Consider the following 21,821-nt stretch of genomic DNA (forward strand, 5'->3'; position numbering starts at 1 on the left):
CCCCTCATGGAGACGCTGAGAAGATGGGGGCCTAGGTGAGGTTGCCCCAGTAGGCCACGAGGATGGTTATAGCCAGGATCGGTAAACCAATCTTGGCTCCCGCTTCGAGGGCTTCCCTGGCGCCCCGGCGAAGACCAGCAGCGCGTTCAGTTTGCCGAACATGTCCGGTCCACCGACGCTCGAGCCGCAGGACGAAGTTGTCCGCCTCTCCTGCCCGCACAACCGCGCCAAGGTCGACGAGCCACATGGCGACCATATGGCCCGCGGCCAGCGAGGTGACCACGCCAAGAACGCGGAAGATCAGCGCTTGAGCTTCCCCACCGAACAATGCGTCCATGGCCGCAGCGGATCCCTGCGCATCCGCTGTCGCGGACGCCCCGATTCCCACTGAAGTTGCGATAGCGAGGGAACCAATAAAGACCACTGCGGACCACAAGAACTTGCCGAAGACCACCGCCCGGTCAAACAACGCGCTAGCTTCTCGGAGCCTTTTCCGCGGTGGCACGGAGGCAAGCAGCGATACCCCCGGCAGGACTGCAAGGCCCCACAACCCGGTCCAAATGCCGAGAGCAATTTTGCCGCCGGTCGACGTACTGGCCGCCGGCGCGAGAACTAGGTAGACGAGCCCGCCCAGCCCGAAGGCCGCGGGCAGGACATCCGTGATCGCGGTGAAGCGACGGCTAAGGCGGGACCTGGACACCCTCACTGGGGAAATCTGAGGGTCCTGTTGTTCGCCTTCGTGAGCTGTCGAGGAGCTGGTCATGGACGAAATGTACAGACGACGGGTGACGCCGGAAATTGGCGGCGCAGCCTGTCTAGGAGGCAGACGGATCGCTATATGTAGCGCTGTCAGCGTCAGCTTTGGCCCTGAGCAGAGCGCTCGGGCGCAAGGTGCGCGGCCTCGAAAATGGCCGCTTGGGTCGCCGGACTTGATGCGACATAGGAACCGATTTCCGAGATGATCGCCATCCAGGTTCCTACGCGATGTCGAACGTCTCGCTCGAGACGTTCGCGGTCGGCGGCGTCGCATTCTCCCTCAAAGACGAAGCACCGTAGCTGGTCGTAGACGTGATCCCAACTGACGCTGAGACCAACCCGGTGGCTGGTATCGAGGCGTTCGAAGCGAACGGTGCCGAAAGGACGGCCGTTTTTCATCCCCAGGTCTGCGCTTAAGAAGTGCCACTCGCTTGCGTGACGACTGCTCTCAGCGGACCACACTGGCAGCCAACCAGGAGCCCGATCAAGGCCCTCAATCAGCAGCTGACCCTCTCGCAGATCCTTGTGCGGCACTCTGTTCCCTTCCCTATTGGTCCATCCTCACATCGCCGGAGCCAGAGCGGTAGTACTAATGACCAGTGAGCAAGCCAAGGAGCGATTGGGTATACCCGCTGAGCTGGTGAGCCCAGGACTCTCACTTAGGGCAGGCGGACCTTCGCGCTTGCATCGCACCCCGGTCGACTGCGCCTCTGGCGGCGCGCACCGAAGCACATGAGGCAAAGAGTCACACTTGCTGCGGCCAGAGGCGTGCGTTTAGGCCGCGTTCGAGCTTGGCGATGGTCTCGAGGTCGGGCCACACCTGGCCGGCGAGAACGCTCAGGAGGGTCGTGTGAGTAATACCGGAAGCCTCAGCGACTGAGCGAATACTGCGCGTGCCCACTTCGCGGCGCACGTTCACGGCGAAGCGCCGGGCGACTTCGCCCACCGGGTCGCCCGATGGCACCTCTGGCCAAGGGGAGGGCGCAAGCGCGACCGGCTTTGCCCGCACGCTTCGTCCCATGCGTCAAGGCTAGGCGTCCTGCAGCACCCCCACGCTTCCCCAAGCCACCCTAACACAGATTGGTCATTGAAATGACCATAGGATCGAGGTAGCGGAGGGAGACACAGTGACGGACACACCCAGCGGCAAGAGCCGCGAGCAGCAGCTGGCAGCACTTCGCGACCTAGCTGGCATCCCCATCGACCCTCCAGCGCCGCACTACGACTACACGCCAAAAATGCCGGCCGAGCACTGGAACGCCATTGAGGACTTCGTTCGCCGGGTCGTCCAACGAACCGCTCCCCTCACCGCCTACTCCGAAAAGCAGCTCTACCCGGCAGCTTCCCGCCTGGCCTTGTTCGCGTGGGGCACCGCAGGCCTCCCCCTCGAAGACGATGTCGTCTTCGACCCAGGCGTCATTGAGCGGTTCACTCGAGCTGAGCTTGCGACTTACAGCCACGCTGGACGGAACACGATCCGTGCACGCCTGCGCCGCCTGTCTGAGGCCCTTCTCGGCGACGATGCTGCCGGACGGTTTCGCGCTCTGGGGAAGGCAGAGGCATCGCGGCCATATTCCCCCGCGGACGTCGCCTCACTTCGCAGCTGGGCGGTAGCGCAGCACCAATTAGAAAGGCGGACCAGTGCCGCCGCCCTTCTGGCCCTGGGGCTCGGAGCAGGCCTCACCGGGCAGGAAATCATCCGGCTCCGCGTCGAAGACATCACGGAGGACGCGGAAGGGGTGCTGGTTGGTGTGACGGGTGGACGGTGCGAGGGACGTCCCGGTTCTCCAACAATGGGAAGACCTCCTGCTCGAGCGGATGCGGTTCGTAGGCCCGACCGGCTGGGCGTTCCGGTCTGGGCAGCGCGGCGGCAACGTGAACCTCGTCACGGACTTCGCCTCTCGAACGCCGGTCCGATCCGTGCCTCTTCAGGCCAGGCGCATGAGGGCAACATGGCTGACAGAGCACCTCGTGGCAGGGACCCCGCTAGTGGCGCTGCTCCCCGCGGCGGGTCTGGAATCCGCCGGCGCGCTTGACAGGGTCTTGCAAGGCATCGCGCCCGCTTCGGGTGCAGCAGCACGCGTGTCGCTCCGGTCGCCGCATGCCCCCTCGGCATCTAGGTGATCGGCATTGCAAGCCAATCGGTGGGATCTTTACACCCTGCATAGACTTGGAGGCATCACGCGCAGATGCGTGAGCACGGTAGGGCTTGGGGGAGCGTATGCGCGAACGGATGAAGGTACTGATCACGGTGAAGGCTGCTCCCGAGCCGTCGAAATCGTACGGCGACACGGTGTGCGTGGCAGGGGTCCGCGTTGATCGGGAGCCACACGAGTGGGTCCGTCTCTACCCTGTGGCCTTTCGGCATCTCTCGACTGAGGAACAGTTCTCGAAGTACCAAGTCGTCGAGCTCGACGTCAATCCGGCTCAGCACGACTCACGATCGGAAAGCCGGCGCCCCGTGTGGGGCAGCTTGACCATCGATGAGGCCGCCCTCAAAGTGCCGGCAAGAGCAGCCGTTCTCGAGCCCCTGCAGACCCAGACCATGTGTGAGCTCGTCGCAGGTGTACACGCCAACATGAATGCTCAGTCTCTTGGCCTCGTTCGGGTGCGGGAGTTGCAGCGCTTTGAGATCACGGACCATCCAGGGTGGACCCCCGCCCAGCAAGCATCCATAGCCGCGTCTCTCGAACCCACGCTGTTCGACGACCCTGACGCTAAGCCGCTGCCAGCCCTGGAAGCGCCCCGCCTGCGGGTTTACTACAAGTACCTCTGTATGAGTGAGGACTGTGGCGGGCACCGCCAGAGCATCCTCGATTTCGAGATGTCGGCCCTGCAATACCGAGGCAGACATCTGCCTCTCGATGAACTGAAAGTCCGAATCACCACGAAGTTCCGAGACGAGAAGTTTGGGCCGGACAAGAGGACATCTCTCTTTGTGGGCAACATCGCGGACCCGATAAAGCGGCGGAGCTTCTCCGCCCTCGGGGTCTTCACCGTTCCGGCTGGATCGGACTACTCGAGCACGCTCTTCTAGCCGCTACGCGGGCTGACGAAGCTGCTCAACGGCCGCCAGAACGATCGCTCGGTGGCACGTGGACTCATCCGCCTCGAAGCACATGACAGCGACCTTGCGGTCTTCGGCGAGGGATGAAAGCTCAACCAGGGCAGCCCGGGCGGAGTCGGACTTCAACTCCACGGAGTACCGCGCCCGGCTCAGCTGACCAGCCTCACCTTCGAGTGCGAATCCCGCACGGTTGTCCTTTGGATTACCAAGCGCCCTCAGGTGTTGGTACTCGATCCCAGCCACTGCCAGCGCGGAAGCCAGCGCGACTTTCGAGAAACCACGCTTGCGAGACAGCGGGTTGAGGCGAACGTCAACGACCACCTGGACACCGCGAAGACGCAGCCTGCTGATGAATGCGTCGATGTCGAGGCCTTCATAGCCGACACCGAGCAGGGCGCCCGAGGTTGTGGTCATGCCCTCCAGTCAAGCATGCACGCCGTGGCACTCCAGCCCCGAGCTTCGTCGAACCACGTCTTCTGCTGCTACTCCAGTGTCGCAAGCCCTAGCGGCACAAGGCATCAAGTGGTAAATGTAATGACCATGACTGAGCCCACCGACGCCGTCCAGGTTCCGCCGCCCCGCTTCAGCCTGCTGAACATCCACCGAGACCGGCTGGACCTCAGCACGCTTCTAGATGGGGAAGCAACCGCAGGTTCTGTGTGGACCGCAGCGTCGCAAGAGACAGTCCATGGCCTCAGCCTCGAGTTGGACGGCCACCGAGCAGTCGTAGCCCTAGACCCCCACACGTTCGAGATCACCGAGACGGCAACCGACTCCACCCCGACGAGCGTCCGCGAACTCGCCCGCGGCACCTACATTCGCTACCTCCAAACGTGCGTGACCATTGGCGCTTTCACCTTCGAGGCCATTCCCACACAAGGGCGAGATGGTGCCATCAGACGCGAATCCCTGCGACTCGATGCTGCCGCCCTTGGCGCTGAGTGGCTCGGACAGCTACCCACCGTGACACCCGCGGTCTCGCGGCGCTTACCGCTCCGCTCGGAGCTGACCGTCATCGACGCACCTTTGCCCCAAGGCGATGGGGATGTCCACGACAGCCGGACTTAGGCCTCGTGATCGACGTGCGTTGCGACCAGGGCGGCACCGCCCGAGGCAAGCCTTCGACCAGCTGGCTGCGAGGCCGGCACCGTCACGACGCGGCGGCTCATCGCTGGTGTCCTGCGACGTGCACGATCGTCGTCTCGTCGGGAACAGTGGGAAGGAGACGGGAGCCTCATAGGGCAATTCAGGGTGGGCCAGCAGCAGCGCCAGCGTCACATGACTTCGATCTCGGGTGGTGCCACTAGTTGCTCGAAGTTCAGGGAAGGCAGCCTCCCAAAGGTCGCGATTACTCTTCGGGAGCATCATGCCTTTCCAGAGCCACCTGAGCAGGGCGGCGTTGAGATGCTCCGCCTGCTCTGCCGGCGTTCCCAACCGTGTGACTGCTTGATAGAGCTCGGCTGTGCGATCGAGATCACCGAGGTTGCTGCTGTCGTTTGACCCCCAGAAGAGTTCGAGAGGAAGCAGAAGAGTCCCCGAGCGCGGGCCCCATCAAGTCAGCAAGGGCCTCTGGCTTGGACGCTCCCATGACGTCCTGGATGAAGACGCGGGATGCTGCCTCGGCCACGTGAACTCCCTTCCCTTCTGCTGGAGGTGTGGTCATGGCAATTCCATGCGCGGCACCCCGGCGATGACCACCGGCGGATGCCCATCCAGATGCGCATGGCCCTCAGGACGCCACATCCGTAAAGGAGTGCCTTCTCCAGCTACAGCAACGAGAGCGCAACTCCCCCGACCAGCCCCAGGAGGGCCAAGAGAACAGCTGCATACGACACGTAGAGCCAGCCACGCCGTCGCGGGATTTGGTTCCTCAGTGCATTCGCTCGTCCGCGAAGCCGCTCAAGGAGAAGATCGCGAGGCGAGCCACCTTGCCCACGGGCATGATTCTCCGGGTCGAAGATCGGGGCGACGGTCTCATCTTGGCGAGTTCGGACGAACGCTGCGACGAAAGTAGCGATGACTGCGACGCTTGCCAGCATCAGTGACCACACCAGCGCGGGCGCTTCCGTGACCCCGAAGGAGGCAAGTATTGTCGCGTCGGCCGCGACAACGAGTGCACACACGACAAGGGAGGCACTCACTACTTTGTCGAGTTCTTCGGATCGCGTCTCGAGCATGTCGTGTTCGCGTTCGGCCAAGAGGAGTTCGTGATCCGCCCCGGTCGGTTGCCTGCTCGCGGGTCGCAGACAGGTTAGGACAGAGACAAGAGTGAGCATGATTCAAGCCTAGGGCTGCGCCAGATCGGCACCCCGAGCGAGGGGCGTCCCAAAGATTCAGCTAGGACCTCGTGATTTGACGCCCTTCGGTCTGCACGAACACTGGCTGAGTCTTCGAGAGTTGCCGCATGCCCTAATCACGTGAGCCAATCCGCCCCCACATCTTCCCCTGCAGCCCTCCCTCTAGCACACTCTGGTCATAACAATGACCAACTTGCCGAGGAGGTGCGCGACGCGATGGACAAGTACCGCCCGCAGCTCGCGCCGGCCCGCTGGGCGCCCATCCGCGACTTCGTGCTCGAGCTCGTCACAGAACTGCACCCGCCGACCCCGAAGTACGCCACTGACGTCTGCAGTTTCCTTGCCCGCCACGTCGACTGGGCCCTCACTGCCGCCGGGCTCACTCTCGACCGGGAGGACATGTTCCTTCCCGCTCTTATGCACCGCTCCGCCACCGAGACCTATACGTCGCCCAAGACCCGGCAGCTGATGGAGGCCCGGCTGCTGAAGATCGCGGACGCCATTGGCGAGGACGGTCGCGTTCACCGCCTCAAAGTTCACGTCGACGACATCCAGCCGTACGACCACGACGGCCTCATCAACGTGTCCTCCTGGGTGGCGTCGCAAGCGGACCCCACCAAGCGACGTTACGGCTACGCCATGCTCGGCTTCTGCGCGGGAGCAGGACTCCGAGCAGCCGAACTGGCCGGGCTCCGAGCCGCTGATGTCACCCTCACCACTGATGGGTACGTGGTGGCCGTGCAGGGTGACTACCCACGGAGTGTTCCCGTCCACCCGGACTGGACGACGAGTGTCGACAAGGCTCTTGAGGACGTCAGGGACGACGAGTACGTCATCGGCGGCGAGACGTTCGAGCGCCGTCGAAACGTGGTGTCCCACTTCGGCCGCCGCCGCACGGGCAGCAGCTCCGGGAAGGTGTTCATCGGCGCGGAGCGGCTGCGCGTGACGTGGGTCATCCAGATGCTCGACGCTCTCCCCCTCGCCACCCTTGTCCACATCGCTGGCTACAAGAACCCCTCCTCGCTTGTGCGCTACATGGGCCACAGCACTGTTATGCCCCAGGACGAGCTGTTCGCAGCGATGCGCCTCACGGTCGTGACCCGATGACCGGGGCGGTGGAGAACCACGATGACCTCGAGGCAACCGAGGTCGGCGACGACGTCATGTTCGATCTTGGCGGCTTCTCCGAGGACGAGATCCGGGCATCGTCAGGCCGGATGACGATGTTCACCTCGAGCATGGTCGCCCAGTACGCCCGCCGCGTCGACGCCGCAGGCATCGTTCCCCTCATCGAACAGTGGCGACAGGAAGACAGCTACGGGCGCGCACCCGGTGGCCGGCCGCCGATGCTGGACGACCGCATGATCCTTATCGCCTCGATGCTGCTCATGCGCGAGGAGAGTCCCCTCCTCGTCACCAACCTCCGAGACCTCTTCTGGCGGCGCCTGGATCACCGCGGCCGTGACACCCTCGGCATCAGCCACCTGGAGCCCACCGACGATGACGACAGGGATGCCTACAACTGGTACTTCCGTGTCTGGCGTGCTCTACACCGCTTGATCGACACCATCGATGCCTGGCCCGTCGAGAAGCGTCAGCTGATGACTCTTGCCGAGCGGAACCGTCAGTTCTCGCTCCGTGACCAGAACATGGTGCGGCTGAAGAAGGAGCGCAACAAGCGCTTCACGAACACGATGCTCGAGATGACCCTCAACGAGCAGCCGGAGGAGCTCAGGACGAAGTGGCAGGGCGCCCTGTCGATCGACCAGACGTCCATTCGGGCACCAAGTCAGCGGAAGCCCTGGGGACGAAACAAGAAGACCCGCGAGGAGATGCCGCGCTTCAACCCGAAGACGCGGGAGGAGATGCCGCGGCACATGCTCGAGATCGACGCGATCCCCTACCCGGCGGACAAGTCAGCGCCGAACAAGGACCACACCACGGCGACCGACGGTAAGAGCGGGTCGTTCCGCGGCTGGCCTCTGTCGTACATGGGCAACATCATGATGCAGGCCATTGAGGACCCCTCCCGGCCTGCCGAGCACCCGCAACTAATCATCGCTGGCGGACTCGGCCGCATCGGTGCCGAGGTCTCCGAACACACCATCTCAGCCGTCGACTCCGTCCTCGAGCGCGGCCACAAGATCACGCGTCTGACCGCTGACCGCGGGTACAACGGCGGCATGAAGAAGGAGAACTTCCACCTCCCCATGAAGGAGCGTGGCATCCCGCTCGTCGTCGACTACAACACCAAACAGCGCGGTATCAAGGGTCAGACCGCCGGCGCCATCCAGGTCGAAGGCGCGCACTACTGCCCCGCCATGCCCAAGAACCTCATCCAGGCGACCGTCGATGTCGAGGCGCCAAAGTCCGCCGCGAACAACATCGACCCCGAGACCTACTACAAGCGCATCGACGAACGAGTCCACTACAAGCTCCGCCGGAAAGAGAAGCCTGACACAGACGGCAATGTCCCCATGATGTGCCCGGCCGTCGGCCCGAACGCCACCGTCGAGTGCCCCCTCAAGGAGCTCCACAACAAAGCCCCCGACAAGCCGCGCCCCGTCGTCTTGAAGCGGAACCTTCCGGCCGTGCCCGACAAGATCTGCACCCAGACGTCCGTCAAGTTCGCCCGTGAAGACGGCATCGAGACTGAGCAGGCACTGCACTACGGCAGCCGTGAGTGGCACGAGATCTACGAGCACGACCGCAACAGCATCGAGAGCATCAACGCCTACCTCAAGACCGGACCCGAGCGCATGGACGAATCCGCCGGCCGACGCGTTCGCGGTCTCGCCGCTCAGTCCTACATCTTCACGATCATGATGGTCACCACCAACCTGCGGCGCATCGCGAAGTTCATGAACACCCGCCGGAAGGCGCAGCCCAAGACGCCGCCGATCCAGCGCAGCCGCGACCGGAACAACCTCACGAACTACAGACGCTGGTACGACCGGGTCGACGCCGTCTTCGAGGAAGACCTGCCCCCGGAGGAACCCGCTCCCGCGCTTCGGACTTAGCGAGTCCGCCGCCTTCTGACACTTCACCCAGCAAGACCGGACAATCTGCCGCGCCCGAAAGGCGCGGCTTTCGTCAGTTCGAGCTCGGGAGCGAACGTTCACAGCTCACGGGCCCAGGGGCGCAGGTGTCGAAGTGGCAAGATCAGCCCCCAGAGACGAGAAAAGCCCCCGGAGATCCGGGGGCTTTCTCTTAGAGGCTAGTTACGCAAACGGATTTCGCCAGTTCCGTAAACAGCCCTCTGGCGGTACCGGTGGGATTTGAACCCACGGTGGAGTTAACCCCCACACATGTTTTCGAGACATGATCCTTCGGCCGCTCGGACACGGTACCGAGAACGAGTTTAGTACATCCGGCGGCAGGGACGAAACCGGGCGATGCGTCGCACACAGGCGCGCGCCTCCTCGGGGTTGTGCACAGGGTGCACGCACGCCCGGAACGGGCATCGGAGCCCGGCGTAACCTCGGCCCATGCCCTCACGCCACACCGTCCTCGCCTTCGTCTCGGGCGTCGGCGTCACCCTCGCCACCACGGCCGCCGCCGGCGCCGGCGTCACCCGCTTCATGCAGCGCCGCAACGCGGCCGCCGCCGACCTGAACGCCCTGCTGCCCGTCCACTCCGCCTGGTGGCGCGACCGCTTCGACCGCAAGGGCAAGCTGCTCTACGTCGCGATGGGCGACTCCGCTGCGCAGGGCATCGGTGCCTCGAGCCCGGCCCGCAGCTACGTCGGCCGGCTCTCCGCCTTCATGCGCCGCCAGAGCCACACGTCGCTTCGCGTCGTCAACCTCAGCGTCAGCGGCTCGACCACCTGGCTCTGCCGTAAAGACCAGCTGCCGAAGTTCGAGAAGTACGAACCCGATGTCGTCACCGTGGCCATCGGCGCCAACGACATCATCCAGTTCAACCCGGAGTCGTTCGAGAAGAACCTCCGCGTCATCTACGGCGCCCTGCCCTCGCACGCCATCGTCGGCGACCTGCCCGCCATGTGGATACCCGACCGCGAGAAGAAGCTCGTCGAGGCCAACGCCATCGTCCGCCGCGTCGCCGGCGAGTTCGGCCTCACCGTGGCCCCGCTCTACGAGACCACTCGCAAGCAGGGCTTCTTCCGCACCTACCGCAACTCGGCCGGCGACCTCTTCCACCCCAACGACCGCGGCTACCGCGTCTGGGCCTCCGCCTTCGAACCCGCCGTCGCCGCCCGCCTCGCCCGCATCGCCGCCGACGATGCCGCCTCAGCCCACGAAGCCCGCGAGGCCGAAGCCGTCGCCGCGCACACCGCCGCCGCGTCCGCGACGGGCACCGCAGGAGGCGCGGCCACGTCCCCGACAGGCGCCCCGTCGGATGTCGGAGGCGCCTCCTAGGCTGACCACATGGCCCGCCCCACCACTCCCCCGTTCCGCTGCACCGAGTGCGGGTGGACGTCGCTCAAGTGGGCCGGCCGCTGCGGCGAGTGCCAGCAGTGGGGCACCGTGGTCGACGTCACCTCGGCCCTCGTCAGCGCCCGGGGCACGGCATCGGTTCGCGTGGAGGGCGACCGCGTCGCCCGACCCATCACCCAGGTCGAGGCCAACAGCGTCGCCTACTGGCCGAGCGGCATCGCCGAGTTCGACCGCGTGCTCGGCGGCGGCATCGTCCCCGGCGCGGCCATCCTGCTCAGCGGCGAACCCGGCGTCGGCAAGTCCACCCTGCTGCTCGAGGTCGCCTCACGCGCCGCGGCCACCGGCGCCCGCGTCCTCTACGTCACCGCCGAAGAGAGCGCCTCGCAGGTCCGCCTTCGCGCCCAACGCACCGGAGCCATGCACGACAACCTCTTCCTCGCCGCCGAGGTCGACCTCTCGGTCATCCTCGGCCAGATCGACCAGGTCGACCCCCAACTCGTCATCGTCGACTCGGTGCAGACCGTCTCGTCCTCGACCATCGACGGCATCGCCGGCGGCACCTCCCAGGTGCGCGAGGTCGCCTCGACCCTCATCCGCGTCAGCAAGGACCGCAACCTGCCCGTGCTGCTCGTCGGCCACGTCACCAAAGACGGCACCATCGCCGGGCCCCGCCTGCTCGAACACCTCGTCGACGTCGTCTGCCAGTTCGAGGGCGACCGCCAGACCGCGCTCCGCTTCATCCGCGCCCACAAGAACCGCTTCGGCCCCACCGACGAGGTCGGCTGCTTCGAGATGACCGGCGACGGCATCGCCGAGGTCGCCGACCCCAGCGGCCTCTTCATGTCACGCAACGGCACCCCCGTCAGCGGCACCTGCATCACCGTCGCGATGGAAGGCCGCCGAGCCCTGCCCGTCGAGGTCCAGGCGCTCATCGTCGCCAGCTCGACACCCCAACCCCGCCGCGTCGTCAACGGCGTCGACTCCTCGCGCGTCGCCATGCTGCTCGCCGTGCTCGAACGCCGCGCCGGCATCCGCCTCGGCGACGCCGACGTCTACGTCAGCACCGTCGGCGGCATCAAGATCACCGAACCCGGCGCCGACCTCGCCATCGCGCTCGCCCTCGCCAGCGCCAGCCGCGAGAAGCCCTTTCCCCAGACCATGGCCGCCGTCGGCGAGATCAGCCTCGCCGGCGAGATCCGACCCGTCTCCTCCCCAAAGCAACGCGCCTCCGAAGCCCGACGCCTCGGCTTCACCCAGCTCGTCGACGCCGAGGCGGGCAACCTGCGCGAAGCGCTCCGCCGGGCGTTCAGCGCCGCGGGCTCCGAACGCGACCGCGAGCTCGACCGGGCCTTCTAGGCCGAGGCGACCCGCGCCTCCTGAGCTCCGACACCCGCCAGCTCGAGCACGGCCCGTCGAATGGTCCCTGATCGTCCTTCCGACGCACCCGAGCGACGAATCGGGACCACTCGACCCGCGCCTCCGGAACCCGGGTGGCCCCCGGCACGAGACCCGAGCGCGAGCGGGCAGAAGATGCTCCTCCCGCGGACGTGAAGCGCACCTCCGGCCCACTCGGCCGCCACACCCCGCACCGCCGGGCCGACCCCAACCCGGCCCCACCCGTCCCCACCCACCGGGGTACGCCCGGGTCGGCGACCTCGCGGGCACGTGCACCCCGCTCCACGCGGATTCTCAGCCCACACGCCGCGGTGGTCCCGGCCAACCCCCTGACCGGCCCTTAACCTGTGCCCATGTCGACGTTCAAGAACCCGGTCGGGCCGCAACCGCCCTCGGTCTACTGGCGTCGTCGCGCGGTGCTCGCGCTCGGTCTGATCGCGGTCGTGGTCATCATCGTGTTGATCGTCGTCCGCCCCGGATCGGGCTCGGCAGAACCCGGTGCCGCCGCGACGACCTCCGCACCCGCAGGCGACGCGGCCACCCCCTCGCCCGCGCCCAGCGAGACCGCCCCCGCGGCCGACGCCACCACCGACCCGTCCGACGACGCGACCGACGATGCCGCGGCCGCCGCCTCCGACGCCCCGACCTGCTCGACCCGCGACATCGACCTCAAGCCGGTCACCGACAAGACGACCTACGCCGCCACCGAGCTGCCGCAGATCTCGATGACGATCACCAACTCGGGCCGCTCCGACTGCTCGATCGACCTGGGTTCGGCGCAGCAGACGCTCGTCGTCTCGAGCGGCGAAGAGCAGTACTGGTCGTCGAAGGACTGCCAGGTCAACGGCACCAACCAGGTCGTCACGCTCACCGCCGGCCAGACCCTCAGCACCCCCGCCATCGCCTGGGACCGCACCCGCTCGTCCGCCGAGACCTGCGAGTCGACCTCGCGCACCCCCGTCACCGCGGGCGGCGCCACCTACCGGCTCTCCGTCTCGGTCGGCGACATCACCTCCGCCGACACCGCCCAGATGATCCTGAACTGACAGTGACCCACCCCGTGAACGCAGCCACCCCCTCCTCCGACCCCGTCGACCCGGCCGACCGCAACGGCACCTTCCGGTCCGAGTCGCTCGAGCACGCCCTCGCCGCGCAGGACGCCGCCGCCGTCGCCTTCGCCCTCCGTCACGACGTCGTCGTGGTGCCGAAGCTCGTGCTGCCGACCGACCCGACCGACGCCCCCTCGACCGGTGGCCCCGACGACGGCGCCCTGCCCGACGAAGGCGACCAGGTGCGCGTCTTCGGCCGCGAGAACACCGACAAGCGCATCCTGCTGCTCTTCTCGTCGGACGAGACCTACGCCGCGATGGTCCCCGACGACCCCAACCGCCAGGTCATGCTCTACGACGCCCTGTCCCTGCGGGCGTTCCTCGAGGCCCACCTCGACGTCATCGAGCAGGTCTTCTTCGACATCGCCGGCCCGCACACCATGGCCGCCAACCCCGACGACCTCCTCAAGGCCCTCGGCTAGCCAGCACCCCGAGGAGGCGCGGGTCCAGTGGTCCCGAAGCGTCCCTCCCAGCGTGGCGAAGAACGATTCAAGACCACTCGACCGGCCGCGAGCGGACGTGAGTGAGCCCGTGGTCGGGCCCGATGGCGGGCCTGAGCCCAGCCGGAACGACTACAGGGCGGGCAGCGCCTTGAGCATGCGCGAGTTGCCGAGCGTGTTCGGCTTGACGCGCGCCAGGTCGAGGAACTCCGCGACGCCCTCGTCGGTCGAGCGGACCAGCTCGCCGTAGACGTCCGGGGGCACGAGCCCCTCGTCGCCGACGTTGAGGTACCCGTGCTTCTCGAAGAAGTCGACCTCGAAGGTCAGGCAGAACAGCCGGCCGATCTCGAGCCGGCGAGCCGCCCCCTCGAGCGACTCGAGCAGGCGGTGACCGACCCCCTTGCGGATCCACGCCGGGTCGAGGGCGAGCGTGCGCACCTCGGCGAGGTCGTCCCACATGACGTGCAGCGCGCCGCAGCCGATCGGCACCCCGTCGGGCCCGACCGCGATCTGGAACTCCTGCACGTCGCCGTACAGCGTCACGAGGTCCTTGCCCAGCAGGATGCGCTTCTGCACGAACGGCTCGCAGAGCCGCTGGATGTGCGGCACGTCGCTCACGACGGCGTCACGCACCGTGATGCCGTGCCGGTCGGCGGCGCCGTGCCGGTCGGCGGCACCCTGCCGGTCGGCGGCGCCCTGCGGGTCGACGCGGCCCGGTCGGCCGAGACCGCCCGTCGCATCGGCACCGGTCGTCGCGTCGGCGGCGTCAGACATCAGGCTCCCTCAAGCACACGACCCGAGGAGGCGCGGGTCGCCGCCCAGCCTAGCGACGCGGTGGCGACCCGGCCCCGGGTACGCCGAAGGGCGGCCCCTCTGCTGAGGGACCGCCCCGGGCGTCGAAGGCGACCCGCGCCTCCTTCGGTGTTGCTGTCGTTCGGTGTCGCCGTGGTGCTGGTGCCTCAGCTCTCGAGCTCGGGAGCGTCGCCCACGAGCACCTCTTCGCGACCCGGCTGACGCGAGGTGGCGAACGTGAACTCACCGTCGACGAAGTCGACCTGGACGTGGTCGCCCGCGTTGAGCTCACCCTGCAGGATGCGCTCGGACAGGCGGTCCTCGACCTGCTGCTGGATCGCACGACGCAGCGGGCGGGCACCGAGCGACGGGTCGAACCCGATCTCGATGAGGCGCTCCTTCGCGGACTGCGAGAGCACGGCCGTCATGTCGCGGTCGAGCAGACGGTCGGACAGGCGCTTGATGAACAGGTCGACGATCTGCAGCAGCTCTTCTTGGTTGAGCTGCGGGAACACGATCGTCTCGTCGACGCGGTTCAAGAACTCGGGCTTGAAGTGCTTCTTGAGCTCTTCGGTGACCTTCGAACGCATGCGATCGTACGAGGTGGCCGTGTCGCCCTCGATCTGGAAGCCCACGGGACCACCCGTGATGTCTTTCGTGCCGAGGTTGGTCGTCATGATGATGACCGTGTTCTTGAAGTCGACGACTCGACCCTGACCGTCGGTGAGACGACCTTCTTCGAGCACCTGCAACAGCGAGTTGAAGATGTCGGGGTGGGCCTTCTCGATCTCGTCGAACAGCACCACCGAGAACGGCTTGCGGCGGACCTTCTCGGTCAGCTGGCCGCCCTCTTCGAAGCCGACGAACCCGGGAGGGGCACCGAACAGCCGCGAGACGGTGTGCTTCTCGCCGTACTCGGACATGTCGAGCGAGATCAGCGCACCCTCGTCGTCGAACAGGAACTCGGCGAGCGCCTTGGCCAGCTCGGTCTTGCCGACGCCCGTGGGCCCGGCGAAGATGAACGAACCAGAGGGACGCTTGGGGTCCTTCAGGCCGGCACGCGTGCGACGGATGGTCTTCGAGAGGGCCGCGATGGCCTGCTCCTGACCGATGACGCGCTGGTGCAGCGCCTTCTCCATGAAGACGAGGCGCGAGGTCTCTTCTTCGGTGAGCTTGAAGACCGGGATGCCCGTGGCCTGAGCCAGCACCTCGGCGATGATGCCCTCGTCGACCGTGCCACCGGCACCGGCCTCGCCCGAACGCCACTGCTTCTCGAGACGGAGGCGCTCACCGAGCAGCTTCTTCTCCTCGTCGCGGAGCGAGGCGGCCTTCTCGAAGTCCTGGTCTTCGATCGCGCCCTCTTTCTGGCCGCGGACGCCGGCGATGCGCTCGTCGAACTCGCGCAGCTCGGGCGGCGCGGACAGGATCGACAGGCGCAGGCGGGCGCCGGCCTCGTCGATCAGGTCGATGGCCTTGTCGGGCAGGAAGCGGTCGCTGACGTAGCGGTCGGCGAGGTTCGCCGCCGCGACGATGGCGCCGTCGGTGATGGACACCTTGTGGAAAGCCTCGTACTTGTCGCGCAGCCCCTTGAGGATGTTGATCGCGTGCGGCAGCGAGGGCTCGTTGACCTGGACGGGCTGGAAGCGACGCTCGAGGGCGGCGTCCTTCTCGAAGTGCTTGCGGTACTCGTCGAGCGTGGTCGCACCGATCGTCTGCAGCTCACCACGGGCGAGCAGCGGCTTGAGGATCGACGCGGCGTCGATCGCGCCCTCGGCGGCACCCGCACCCACGAGGGTGTGGATCTCGTCGATGAAGACGATGATGTCGCCGCGCGTGCGGATCTCTTTGGTGACCTTCTTCAGGCGCTCCTCGAAGTCACCGCGGTAGCGGCTGCCGGCGATGAGCGAACCGAGGTCGAGCGAGTAGAGCTGCTTGTCCTTCAGCGTCTCGGGCACCTCGCCCTTGACGATCGCCTGCGCCAGGCCCTCGACGACGGCGGTCTTGCCGACGCCGGGCTCGCCGATCAGCACGGGGTTGTTCTTCGAGCGACGGGAGAGGATCTGCATGACCCGCTCCATCTCTTTCTCGCGCCCGATGACCGGGTCGAGCTTGTTGTCGCGCGCGGCCTGCGTCAGGTTGCGACCGAACTGGTCGAGCACCTGGCTGCCGCCCTGCGCGCCCTGGGTCTGTTCGCCGCCCACGGCCACCGCCTCTTTCCCCTGGTAGCCGGAGAGGAGCTGGATGACCTGCTGGCGGACCCGGTTGAGGTCTGCGCCGAGCTTCACGAGCACCTGGGCGGCGACACCCTCACCCTCGCGGATGAGGCCGAGCAGGATGTGCTCGGTGCCGATGTAGTTGTGGCCGAGCTGCAGCGCCTCGCGGAGGCTCAGCTCGAGGACCTTCTTCGCCCGGGGCGTGAAGGGGATGTGGCCGGTCGGCTGCTGCTGGCCCTGGCCGATGATGTCTTGCACCTGCTCGCGCACCGCGTCGAGCGAGATGCCCAGCGACTCGAGGGCCTTGGCGGCGACGCCTTCGCCCTCGTGGATGAGGCCGAGCAGGATGTGCTCGGTGCCGATGTAGTTGTGGTTGAGCATCTTCGCCTCTTCTTGGGCGAGGACGACGACGCGACGGGCACGGTCGGTGAATCTCTCGAACATCTTCTTTGCTCCCTAGGTGGCGGGGTGGTTGTCGCCACCGAATGTGCATCTGGCGCCCGCAGGGTACGGCACCTGTTTACAGAGAGAGTAACCAGGGCCCGCGGCTTAATCTGCCCCTGTTCGCTGGGGGCATAGAGCAGTGCGCAGGCGGGCTGACGGGGCACGCTGACAGGGGCGGCGGCTAGCCTCGCGCACATGGGCAAGTTCACGGTCGGTCTCGTTCCGCACCCCACCAAGTCGGTGCTCGACAGCGTCGCCATCATCCGCGACTGGACGACCCGGTCGCAGGCGCACCTGCTCGCGATGACCCCGGACGCCGCGCGCGTGGGCGAGGGCGTCGAGCTGGTCGACGAGCAGGCGTTCCGCGACCGCGTCTCGGTCGTCGTCGCGTTGGGCGGCGACGGCACGATGCTCGGGGCCATGCGCCTCGTGGCCGAGCGCCCCGTGCCCGTGCTCGGCGTCAACTACGGCAACGTGGGCTTCCTGGTCGAGGTCGAGCCGCGCGACCTGCCCGAGGCCCTCGACCGCATCGGCGACAAGCAGTTCTCGCTCGAACCGCACCACGCCCTCGAGGTCACGCACACCGCGACCGGCTTCGAGAACACCTACCTCGCCTTCAACGACGCCTCGGTCGCCCGTCGCCCGGGCGAGGGCGTCGTCACGGCCGACCTGGTGCTCGACGAGACGCCCTACGGCTACTACAAGGCCGACGCGATCGTCGCGGCGACGCCCGCCGGGTCGACGGCCTACAACTACGCCGCGGGCGGGCCCATCCTGTCGCCCGCCATCGCGGCCGTCGTCGTCACGCCGGTGGCGCCGATGTCCGGCATCGACCGCTCGGTGGTGCTCGGCCCGCGCGAGCGGCTGCGCTTCGAGATCGGCGGGGGCACGCACTCGGCGGCCCTCGAGGTCGACGGCCGCGTCGTCGCCGACGTCAGCGAGGGCTGCCTGATCACGCTCGTGCTGCGGCGCGACGCGGGCCAGGTCATCCGCCTCGACGCCGACCGGCACGGCCGCAAGGGCCGCCTCAAGCTCAGCCTGCTCGACCTGCCGCTGCGCGAGGACCAACTCCTCGAGCTCGTGCCGACCGACGTCCGGGCCCGCTTCCGCGAGCGCGCCGAACGCGCGGGCGGCATCGCCGGGGTCGTGCACGACGACGACACCTCCGTCACCGGCATCAGTCCCCTGCGCTGACGCGCCCGCACGCAGACCCCGGCCCGGCCCGGCCCCCCGCCGCCCGCCCGTAGGAGGCGCGGTGCGCGATGCTCGCGCACCGCGCCTCCCAGGGTCTGCCGCCGTCGTGCGAGCCCCGCCGGGCCTGCCGGCCCCGGCGGCCCCGGCAGCCCCGGCGGCCCCGACGGTCCGCGGCTAGAACACCTCGCCCAGCGCCTCGGCGAACACCTGCTCGGGGTCGCGGACGAACCCGCGTCGGGCGAACCAGGCGCAGACGTTCCGGCAGTCGCGCTCGAGCAGGTCGACTCCGTTGGGGTTGCTGGCGACGTCGACGAGCTGGGGCACGTCGATGGCGACGACGCGGCCGTCGTGGACGAGCAGGTTGTACGGCGAGAGGTCGCCGTGCGCGAAGCCGGCCCGGGCGAACCCGAGCACGATCTCGTGCACCTGCTCGAACAGCGGCCACAGCTCGGCCCCGTCCGCCCCGACCTGCGCGAGCCGCGGGGCGGCCTCGCCGCCGTGGCCGACGAACTCCATGAGGATCTCGGTGCCGCTGATCTGCACCGGGTACGGCACCGCGACGCCGAGGGAGTGCAGGCGGCACAGCGCGTCGAACTCGGCCGCGGCCCAGAGCCCGGCCTGCACGCGTCGGCCGTGCCGCGAGCCGCGGGCCATCGCCCGGCCGTCGCGGGTGTTGCGGACGCGTCGGCCCTCGCGGTACTCGGACGAGCGGTGGAAGTCGCTCTGCTCGGCGCCCCGGTACCGCTTCGCGGCGAGCGAGGAGGCGCGGGCACCGTCCCCGGGGCCCAGCACGACGTGGGCCGGCACGGCTCGGTCGATCAGGTGGACGTCGGCCTCCTTGCCGGTCTTGACGACGCCGAGCTCGGTGTCGATCGCGGCGGCGGAGGTGACGACCCACGCGGGCCAGGGTCGGGGCCCTCGTTCGGTGGGGGTGGCGGCCGGCCAGGTGGACCAGCGCTGGTCGGCGTCGACGTCGGGGTCGACGGTGGAGAAGGTGGGTACGACGAAGTCGTCGGAGAAGGTCAAGCTGTGCTCCAGGGGAAGCGGGAGACCTGCCCGGCCGGGGCACGCGGGTGCGCGCGCCGTCGCCTTCCGGTGACGGGGCCGCGACGAGGCGGTGCCGACTACGGGCGGAGGGTCTCGGGGTGAGAGGGGTACGCGTGGCGTGCGTCGACGGCAGTCATGCTCATCACCCCTCTCGTGCGGCCCGCGCGACGTGTCGCCCGCGGCCCGTGCTCCTCGTGACCCGGCCACCTGGTGCCCGGGTCCGCCCACGCTACCGCCCCGCGCCTCCCCTGTCGACGGCCAGTAGTCGCTCGTCGATGTCGCTCGTCGATGTCGCTCGAGTGGTCCCGAATCGTCGTTCGGGCGGCTCCGAAGGACGATTCGGGACCACTCGACCGCCGCAGAGCGAGACGCCCGGCTCGTGACGCGTGTCATGACAGCGGACACGGTCGACGAGTTCGTCGGCCCGACGCCCGCGCAGGTCGTCGTCCGTGCACCGGACCGTGCGCCAACCGGCATCGGCGAACCTTTCACGGCGCAAGATGTCCTGGCGGAACCGCCAGGGGTCACGCCGGTGTTCGTCGCCCTCGTACTCGATGGCGAGCTTGCACCAGGCGTACCGGAGGTCGGGTTTGCCGAGGTAGCGTCCCCGGTCGTCGTGCGTCCGGGTGTTGATCTCGGGTTCCGGAAGCCCCGCCCGGATCAAGAGGAGGCGGAGCTCGGTCTCCTTCGGCGACTCGACCCCGGGTCGGATCAGCGCTCGAGCTTCTCGCACGCTCGTGATGCCCCGAGCTCGTCCGGCCTCGAGGATCGCTCGGTCGAGGTCGTCGAGTCGTCGGCGTCGCGCCTCGGGCAGGGGCGACCACGATCCCGCCAGGGCATCACCGGTCCGGACGAGGTCGTCGAGGCCCATGAGCTGGCCCGAACGCACCCAAGCCGAGATCGGCTCGGCGACCGGGAGCCCGTCGACGAGACGCAGCGGCACCGGAGCAGCACGATGGCCGACGACGCCGGGGCGACGAACGCTGCGACCCGTCACGCTGCTGACGTGCAGCGGTTCGCGACCCCGGTCCACCCGGCCTGGGACGGGCAGCCCCCAGAGCGCCAGGGCCGTGACGTGGGAGAAGTACCACCCGTCGACCATGACCGGCATGAGGCGCCGGGCCCTGTCACGGACGGTGCCGACCCGGTCCCCGTCCGCGGCGGCCCTCACCCCGTGGTGGGGTCGAACGAGGTCCGGCCCCCGCATCCTCTCGGGCCCGAGACCCGCGGCCCTGCCCTGCGCGACGGAGAAGGGTTGCTCGAGGTGGCGGGCGACGGCGATCCGGGGCATGACCCGACCTTGGCGGCGGCCACCGGCCCGCGCCTCCCCTCTCGAAGTCGCCTGTGCACGACCGCACCGCCTCGCACGATGTGGACGAGTCGTCCAGCCTGCGACCGCGAGGTCGAGTGGTCCCGAATCGTCCTTCGTGGCGCCGGGAAGGACGATTCGGGACCACTCGACGGACCAGGACGAGACGAGCCCGGGCACGAGCGCGGGCACGACGAAGGGCCGCCACCCGGGTGATCCCGGGCGGCGGCCCTGACGTGGTCCTGCTTCGGCGACGGACGCCGACCGAGGCCTACTGCAGGTAGAGCTGGAGGTCCTGGCTGACGGCCTTCGCGAACATGCGGAGGCGCGCACGGCTCTCGACGCGCGAGACGGCCTGGCGCGACGAGTGGACGCGCTTCGAGATCTCGTCGAGGGTCATCGGCTGGTCGTCGTCGAGGCCGAAGCGCATGCGGATCACGCGGGCCTCGTCGTCGGGCAGCGTCGCCACGAGGGCGTGCATGTCACGGTTGAGCAGCGAGCTCTCGGTGGCCTGCGTGGGCGAGGGGGTCTCCTCGTCCTCGATGAAGTCGCCCAGCTCGCTGTCCTCCGCGTCGCCGACGACGGTGTGGATCGACACCGGCTCGTGCGAGCGCGACTTGAGCTCGACGAGGTCGGCGACCTCCATGGCGACCTCTTCGGCGACCTCCTCGACCGTGGGCGCACGGCCCAGGTCGACGGTGAGGTCGCGCTCGGCCCGCGAGATGCGGTTGATGCGCTCGACCGTGTGCACCGGGATGCGGATGGCACGGGCCTTGTCGGCCAGGCCGCGGGCGATCGCCTGGCGGATCCACCAGGTGGCGTAGGTCGAGAACTTGTAGCCCTGCGTGTAGTCGAACTTCTCGACGGCGCGGACGAGGCCGAGGTTGCCCTCTTGGATGACGTCCATGAAGGGCAGGCCGCGCTGCGTGTAGCGCTTGGCGATGCTGACGACGAGGCGGAGGTTCGCGGTGATCATGCGGTCCTTCGCACGCTCGCCGTCGTGCTGCAGCCAGCGCAGGTCGCGCATCGTCTCGGCGTGGGCCTTGGTGCGGTTCTTCTTGACCGCGTCGGCCGCCTGCAGCTCTTTGAGCTTCTCGCCGGCGAAGAGGCCGACCTCGATGCGGCGGGCGATCTCGGTCTCTTCCGCTGCGTCGAGCAGCGGCATGCGACCGATGTGGCGGAGGTAGTCGCCTACCTGGTCGGTGGAGGCCCCGCGGACCTGTGACAGGACCTCGACCTCGGTGTCGTCGGTGGCCGTGGTGGTGTTGCGCGTGGTGACGGAAGTGGTCGTCATCGTTCTCTCCCTGCTCGAAGTACTGACCTGATGTCGCGTCGATTAGTTCGTGAAGCTCTTCGGCGTA

Annotated in this window: 18 protein-coding genes and 1 tRNA gene; 9 read left to right on the forward strand and 10 right to left on the reverse strand. The window is 67.8% G+C overall.

The annotated features are described in order from the left end of the window. Window positions 1-31 precede the first annotated feature (31 nt). Together AC3CCI_RS06455 and AC3CCI_RS06460 are read right to left on the reverse strand one after the other, a co-directional pair. A complete protein-coding gene (locus tag AC3CCI_RS06455; protein ID WP_488628462.1) occupies window positions 32-763 on the reverse strand; it encodes a hypothetical protein in 732 nt (243 codons plus the stop codon). 738 nt (window positions 764-1,501) lie between these two features. Continuing rightward, window positions 1,502-1,777 (reverse strand): helix-turn-helix domain-containing protein, encoded by a 276-nt coding sequence (locus tag AC3CCI_RS06460; RefSeq protein WP_488628463.1) that lies wholly within the window; start codon window positions 1,775-1,777, stop codon window positions 1,502-1,504. Between the two features lie 1,212 nt (window positions 1,778-2,989). Between AC3CCI_RS06460 and AC3CCI_RS06465 the strand changes: the two genes are divergently transcribed. Beyond that, window positions 2,990-3,793: a hypothetical protein gene (locus AC3CCI_RS06465; protein ID WP_488628464.1), complete on the forward strand. Its 804-nt coding sequence runs from the start codon at window positions 2,990-2,992 to the stop codon at window positions 3,791-3,793. Between the two features lie 3 nt (window positions 3,794-3,796). On the opposite strand, the gene AC3CCI_RS06470 is transcribed toward AC3CCI_RS06465, so the two are convergent. Further along, window positions 3,797-4,237 carry a DUF488 domain-containing protein gene (locus AC3CCI_RS06470; RefSeq protein WP_488628465.1) on the reverse strand — a complete coding sequence of 147 codons (441 nt, stop codon included), beginning with the start codon at window positions 4,235-4,237 and terminating at the stop codon, window positions 3,797-3,799. 126 nt (window positions 4,238-4,363) lie between these two features. Here AC3CCI_RS06470 and AC3CCI_RS06475 point away from each other — a divergent pair, with 126 nt between their 5' ends. Then, window positions 4,364-4,891 carry a hypothetical protein gene (locus tag AC3CCI_RS06475; protein WP_488628466.1) on the forward strand — a complete coding sequence of 176 codons (528 nt, stop codon included), beginning with the start codon at window positions 4,364-4,366 and terminating at the stop codon, window positions 4,889-4,891. Between the two features lie 698 nt (window positions 4,892-5,589). Here the strand turns inward: AC3CCI_RS06475 and AC3CCI_RS06480 are convergent. Further along, complete coding sequence (locus tag AC3CCI_RS06480) at window positions 5,590-6,099, reverse strand: hypothetical protein (protein ID WP_488628467.1); 510 nt, start codon at window positions 6,097-6,099, stop codon at window positions 5,590-5,592. A gap of 237 nt (window positions 6,100-6,336) precedes the next feature. Here AC3CCI_RS06480 and AC3CCI_RS06485 point away from each other — a divergent pair, with 237 nt between their 5' ends. Both AC3CCI_RS06485 and AC3CCI_RS06490 read left to right on the forward strand, forming a co-directional pair. After that, window positions 6,337-7,227 carry a site-specific integrase gene (locus AC3CCI_RS06485; protein ID WP_488628468.1) on the forward strand — a complete coding sequence of 297 codons (891 nt, stop codon included), beginning with the start codon at window positions 6,337-6,339 and terminating at the stop codon, window positions 7,225-7,227. Then, complete coding sequence (locus AC3CCI_RS06490; protein ID WP_488628469.1) at window positions 7,224-9,140, forward strand: hypothetical protein; 1,917 nt, start codon at window positions 7,224-7,226, stop codon at window positions 9,138-9,140. Before AC3CCI_RS06485 ends, AC3CCI_RS06490 begins: the two co-directional genes overlap by 4 nt. Before the next feature lie 240 nt (window positions 9,141-9,380). Here the strand turns inward: AC3CCI_RS06490 and AC3CCI_RS06495 are convergent. Further along, a tRNA-Ser gene (locus AC3CCI_RS06495) sits at window positions 9,381-9,471 on the reverse strand. A 137-nt stretch (window positions 9,472-9,608) separates the two neighbouring features. Between AC3CCI_RS06495 and AC3CCI_RS06500 the strand changes: the two genes are divergently transcribed. The 4 genes from AC3CCI_RS06500 (at window position 9,609) to AC3CCI_RS06515 (ending at window position 13,443) form a co-directional block, all read left to right on the forward strand. Further along, window positions 9,609-10,499, forward strand: a complete 891-nt coding sequence (locus AC3CCI_RS06500; RefSeq protein ID WP_488628470.1) for an SGNH/GDSL hydrolase family protein — start codon at window positions 9,609-9,611, stop codon at window positions 10,497-10,499. Window positions 10,500-10,508: 9 nt separating this feature from the next. Continuing rightward, complete coding sequence (gene radA, locus AC3CCI_RS06505) at window positions 10,509-11,873, forward strand: DNA repair protein RadA (RefSeq protein WP_354594075.1); 1,365 nt, start codon at window positions 10,509-10,511, stop codon at window positions 11,871-11,873. Window positions 11,874-12,265: 392 nt separating this feature from the next. Beyond that, window positions 12,266-12,958 (forward strand): hypothetical protein, encoded by a 693-nt coding sequence (locus AC3CCI_RS06510; RefSeq protein ID WP_488628471.1) that lies wholly within the window; start codon window positions 12,266-12,268, stop codon window positions 12,956-12,958. 14 nt (window positions 12,959-12,972) lie between these two features. Continuing rightward, window positions 12,973-13,443 carry an SseB family protein gene (locus AC3CCI_RS06515; protein ID WP_488628472.1) on the forward strand — a complete coding sequence of 157 codons (471 nt, stop codon included), beginning with the start codon at window positions 12,973-12,975 and terminating at the stop codon, window positions 13,441-13,443. 150 nt (window positions 13,444-13,593) lie between these two features. Here the strand turns inward: AC3CCI_RS06515 and AC3CCI_RS06520 are convergent, their stop codons facing one another. Together AC3CCI_RS06520 and AC3CCI_RS06525 are read right to left on the reverse strand one after the other, a co-directional pair. Then, on the reverse strand, window positions 13,594-14,235 hold the full coding sequence (locus AC3CCI_RS06520) for an amino-acid N-acetyltransferase (RefSeq protein WP_488628473.1): 642 nt from the start codon (window positions 14,233-14,235) through the stop codon (window positions 13,594-13,596). A gap of 185 nt (window positions 14,236-14,420) precedes the next feature. Next, entirely contained in the window at window positions 14,421-16,910 is a 2,490-nt protein-coding gene (locus AC3CCI_RS06525) for an ATP-dependent Clp protease ATP-binding subunit (protein ID WP_488628474.1), read from the reverse strand. 195 nt (window positions 16,911-17,105) lie between these two features. Between AC3CCI_RS06525 and AC3CCI_RS06530 the strand changes: the two genes are divergently transcribed. Beyond that, the gene (locus AC3CCI_RS06530; protein ID WP_488628475.1) at window positions 17,106-18,104 is read left to right on the forward strand and encodes an NAD(+)/NADH kinase; all 999 of its coding nucleotides are present in this window, start codon (window positions 17,106-17,108) and stop codon (window positions 18,102-18,104) included. 174 nt (window positions 18,105-18,278) lie between these two features. On the opposite strand, the gene AC3CCI_RS06535 is transcribed toward AC3CCI_RS06530, so the two are convergent. The 3 genes from AC3CCI_RS06535 to AC3CCI_RS06545 all read right to left on the reverse strand — a co-directional run bounded on the left by AC3CCI_RS06535 (window position 18,279) and on the right by AC3CCI_RS06545 (window position 21,754). After that, on the reverse strand, window positions 18,279-19,130 hold the full coding sequence (locus tag AC3CCI_RS06535; protein WP_488628476.1) for a serine protein kinase RIO: 852 nt from the start codon (window positions 19,128-19,130) through the stop codon (window positions 18,279-18,281). Between the two features lie 250 nt (window positions 19,131-19,380). Then, window positions 19,381-20,442: a hypothetical protein gene (locus AC3CCI_RS06540; protein ID WP_488628477.1), complete on the reverse strand. Its 1,062-nt coding sequence runs from the start codon at window positions 20,440-20,442 to the stop codon at window positions 19,381-19,383. Window positions 20,443-20,731: 289 nt separating this feature from the next. Beyond that, the gene (locus AC3CCI_RS06545; protein WP_488628478.1) at window positions 20,732-21,754 is read right to left on the reverse strand and encodes a sigma-70 family RNA polymerase sigma factor; all 1,023 of its coding nucleotides are present in this window, start codon (window positions 21,752-21,754) and stop codon (window positions 20,732-20,734) included. Window positions 21,755-21,821 lie beyond the last annotated feature (67 nt).

Source organism: Frigoribacterium sp. CF331 (genome assembly GCF_057787905.1).

Bases quoted from the DNA above. Each gene is read 5' to 3' on its own strand.
- AC3CCI_RS06455 (WP_488628462.1), bottom strand. From the start codon at position 763: ATGACCAGCTCCTCGACAGCTCACGAAGGCGAACAACAGGACCCTCAG.
- AC3CCI_RS06460 (WP_488628463.1), bottom strand. From the start codon at position 1,777: ATGGGACGAAGCGTGCGGGCAAAGCCGGTCGCGCTTGCGCCCTCCCCT.
- AC3CCI_RS06465 (WP_488628464.1), top strand. From the start codon at position 2,990: ATGAAGGTACTGATCACGGTGAAGGCTGCTCCCGAGCCGTCGAAATCG.
- AC3CCI_RS06470 (WP_488628465.1), bottom strand. From the start codon at position 4,237: ATGACCACAACCTCGGGCGCCCTGCTCGGTGTCGGCTATGAAGGCCTC.
- AC3CCI_RS06475 (WP_488628466.1), top strand. From the start codon at position 4,364: ATGACTGAGCCCACCGACGCCGTCCAGGTTCCGCCGCCCCGCTTCAGC.
- AC3CCI_RS06480 (WP_488628467.1), bottom strand. From the start codon at position 6,099: ATGCTCACTCTTGTCTCTGTCCTAACCTGTCTGCGACCCGCGAGCAGG.
- AC3CCI_RS06485 (WP_488628468.1), top strand. From the start codon at position 6,337: ATGGACAAGTACCGCCCGCAGCTCGCGCCGGCCCGCTGGGCGCCCATC.
- AC3CCI_RS06490 (WP_488628469.1), top strand. From the start codon at position 7,224: ATGACCGGGGCGGTGGAGAACCACGATGACCTCGAGGCAACCGAGGTC.
- AC3CCI_RS06500 (WP_488628470.1), top strand. From the start codon at position 9,609: ATGCCCTCACGCCACACCGTCCTCGCCTTCGTCTCGGGCGTCGGCGTC.
- radA (WP_354594075.1), top strand. From the start codon at position 10,509: ATGGCCCGCCCCACCACTCCCCCGTTCCGCTGCACCGAGTGCGGGTGG.
- AC3CCI_RS06510 (WP_488628471.1), top strand. From the start codon at position 12,266: ATGTCGACGTTCAAGAACCCGGTCGGGCCGCAACCGCCCTCGGTCTAC.
- AC3CCI_RS06520 (WP_488628473.1), bottom strand. From the start codon at position 14,235: ATGTCTGACGCCGCCGACGCGACGACCGGTGCCGATGCGACGGGCGGT.
- AC3CCI_RS06525 (WP_488628474.1), bottom strand. From the start codon at position 16,910: ATGTTCGAGAGATTCACCGACCGTGCCCGTCGCGTCGTCGTCCTCGCC.
- AC3CCI_RS06530 (WP_488628475.1), top strand. From the start codon at position 17,106: ATGGGCAAGTTCACGGTCGGTCTCGTTCCGCACCCCACCAAGTCGGTG.
- AC3CCI_RS06540 (WP_488628477.1), bottom strand. From the start codon at position 20,442: ATGCCCCGGATCGCCGTCGCCCGCCACCTCGAGCAACCCTTCTCCGTC.
- AC3CCI_RS06545 (WP_488628478.1), bottom strand. From the start codon at position 21,754: ATGACGACCACTTCCGTCACCACGCGCAACACCACCACGGCCACCGAC.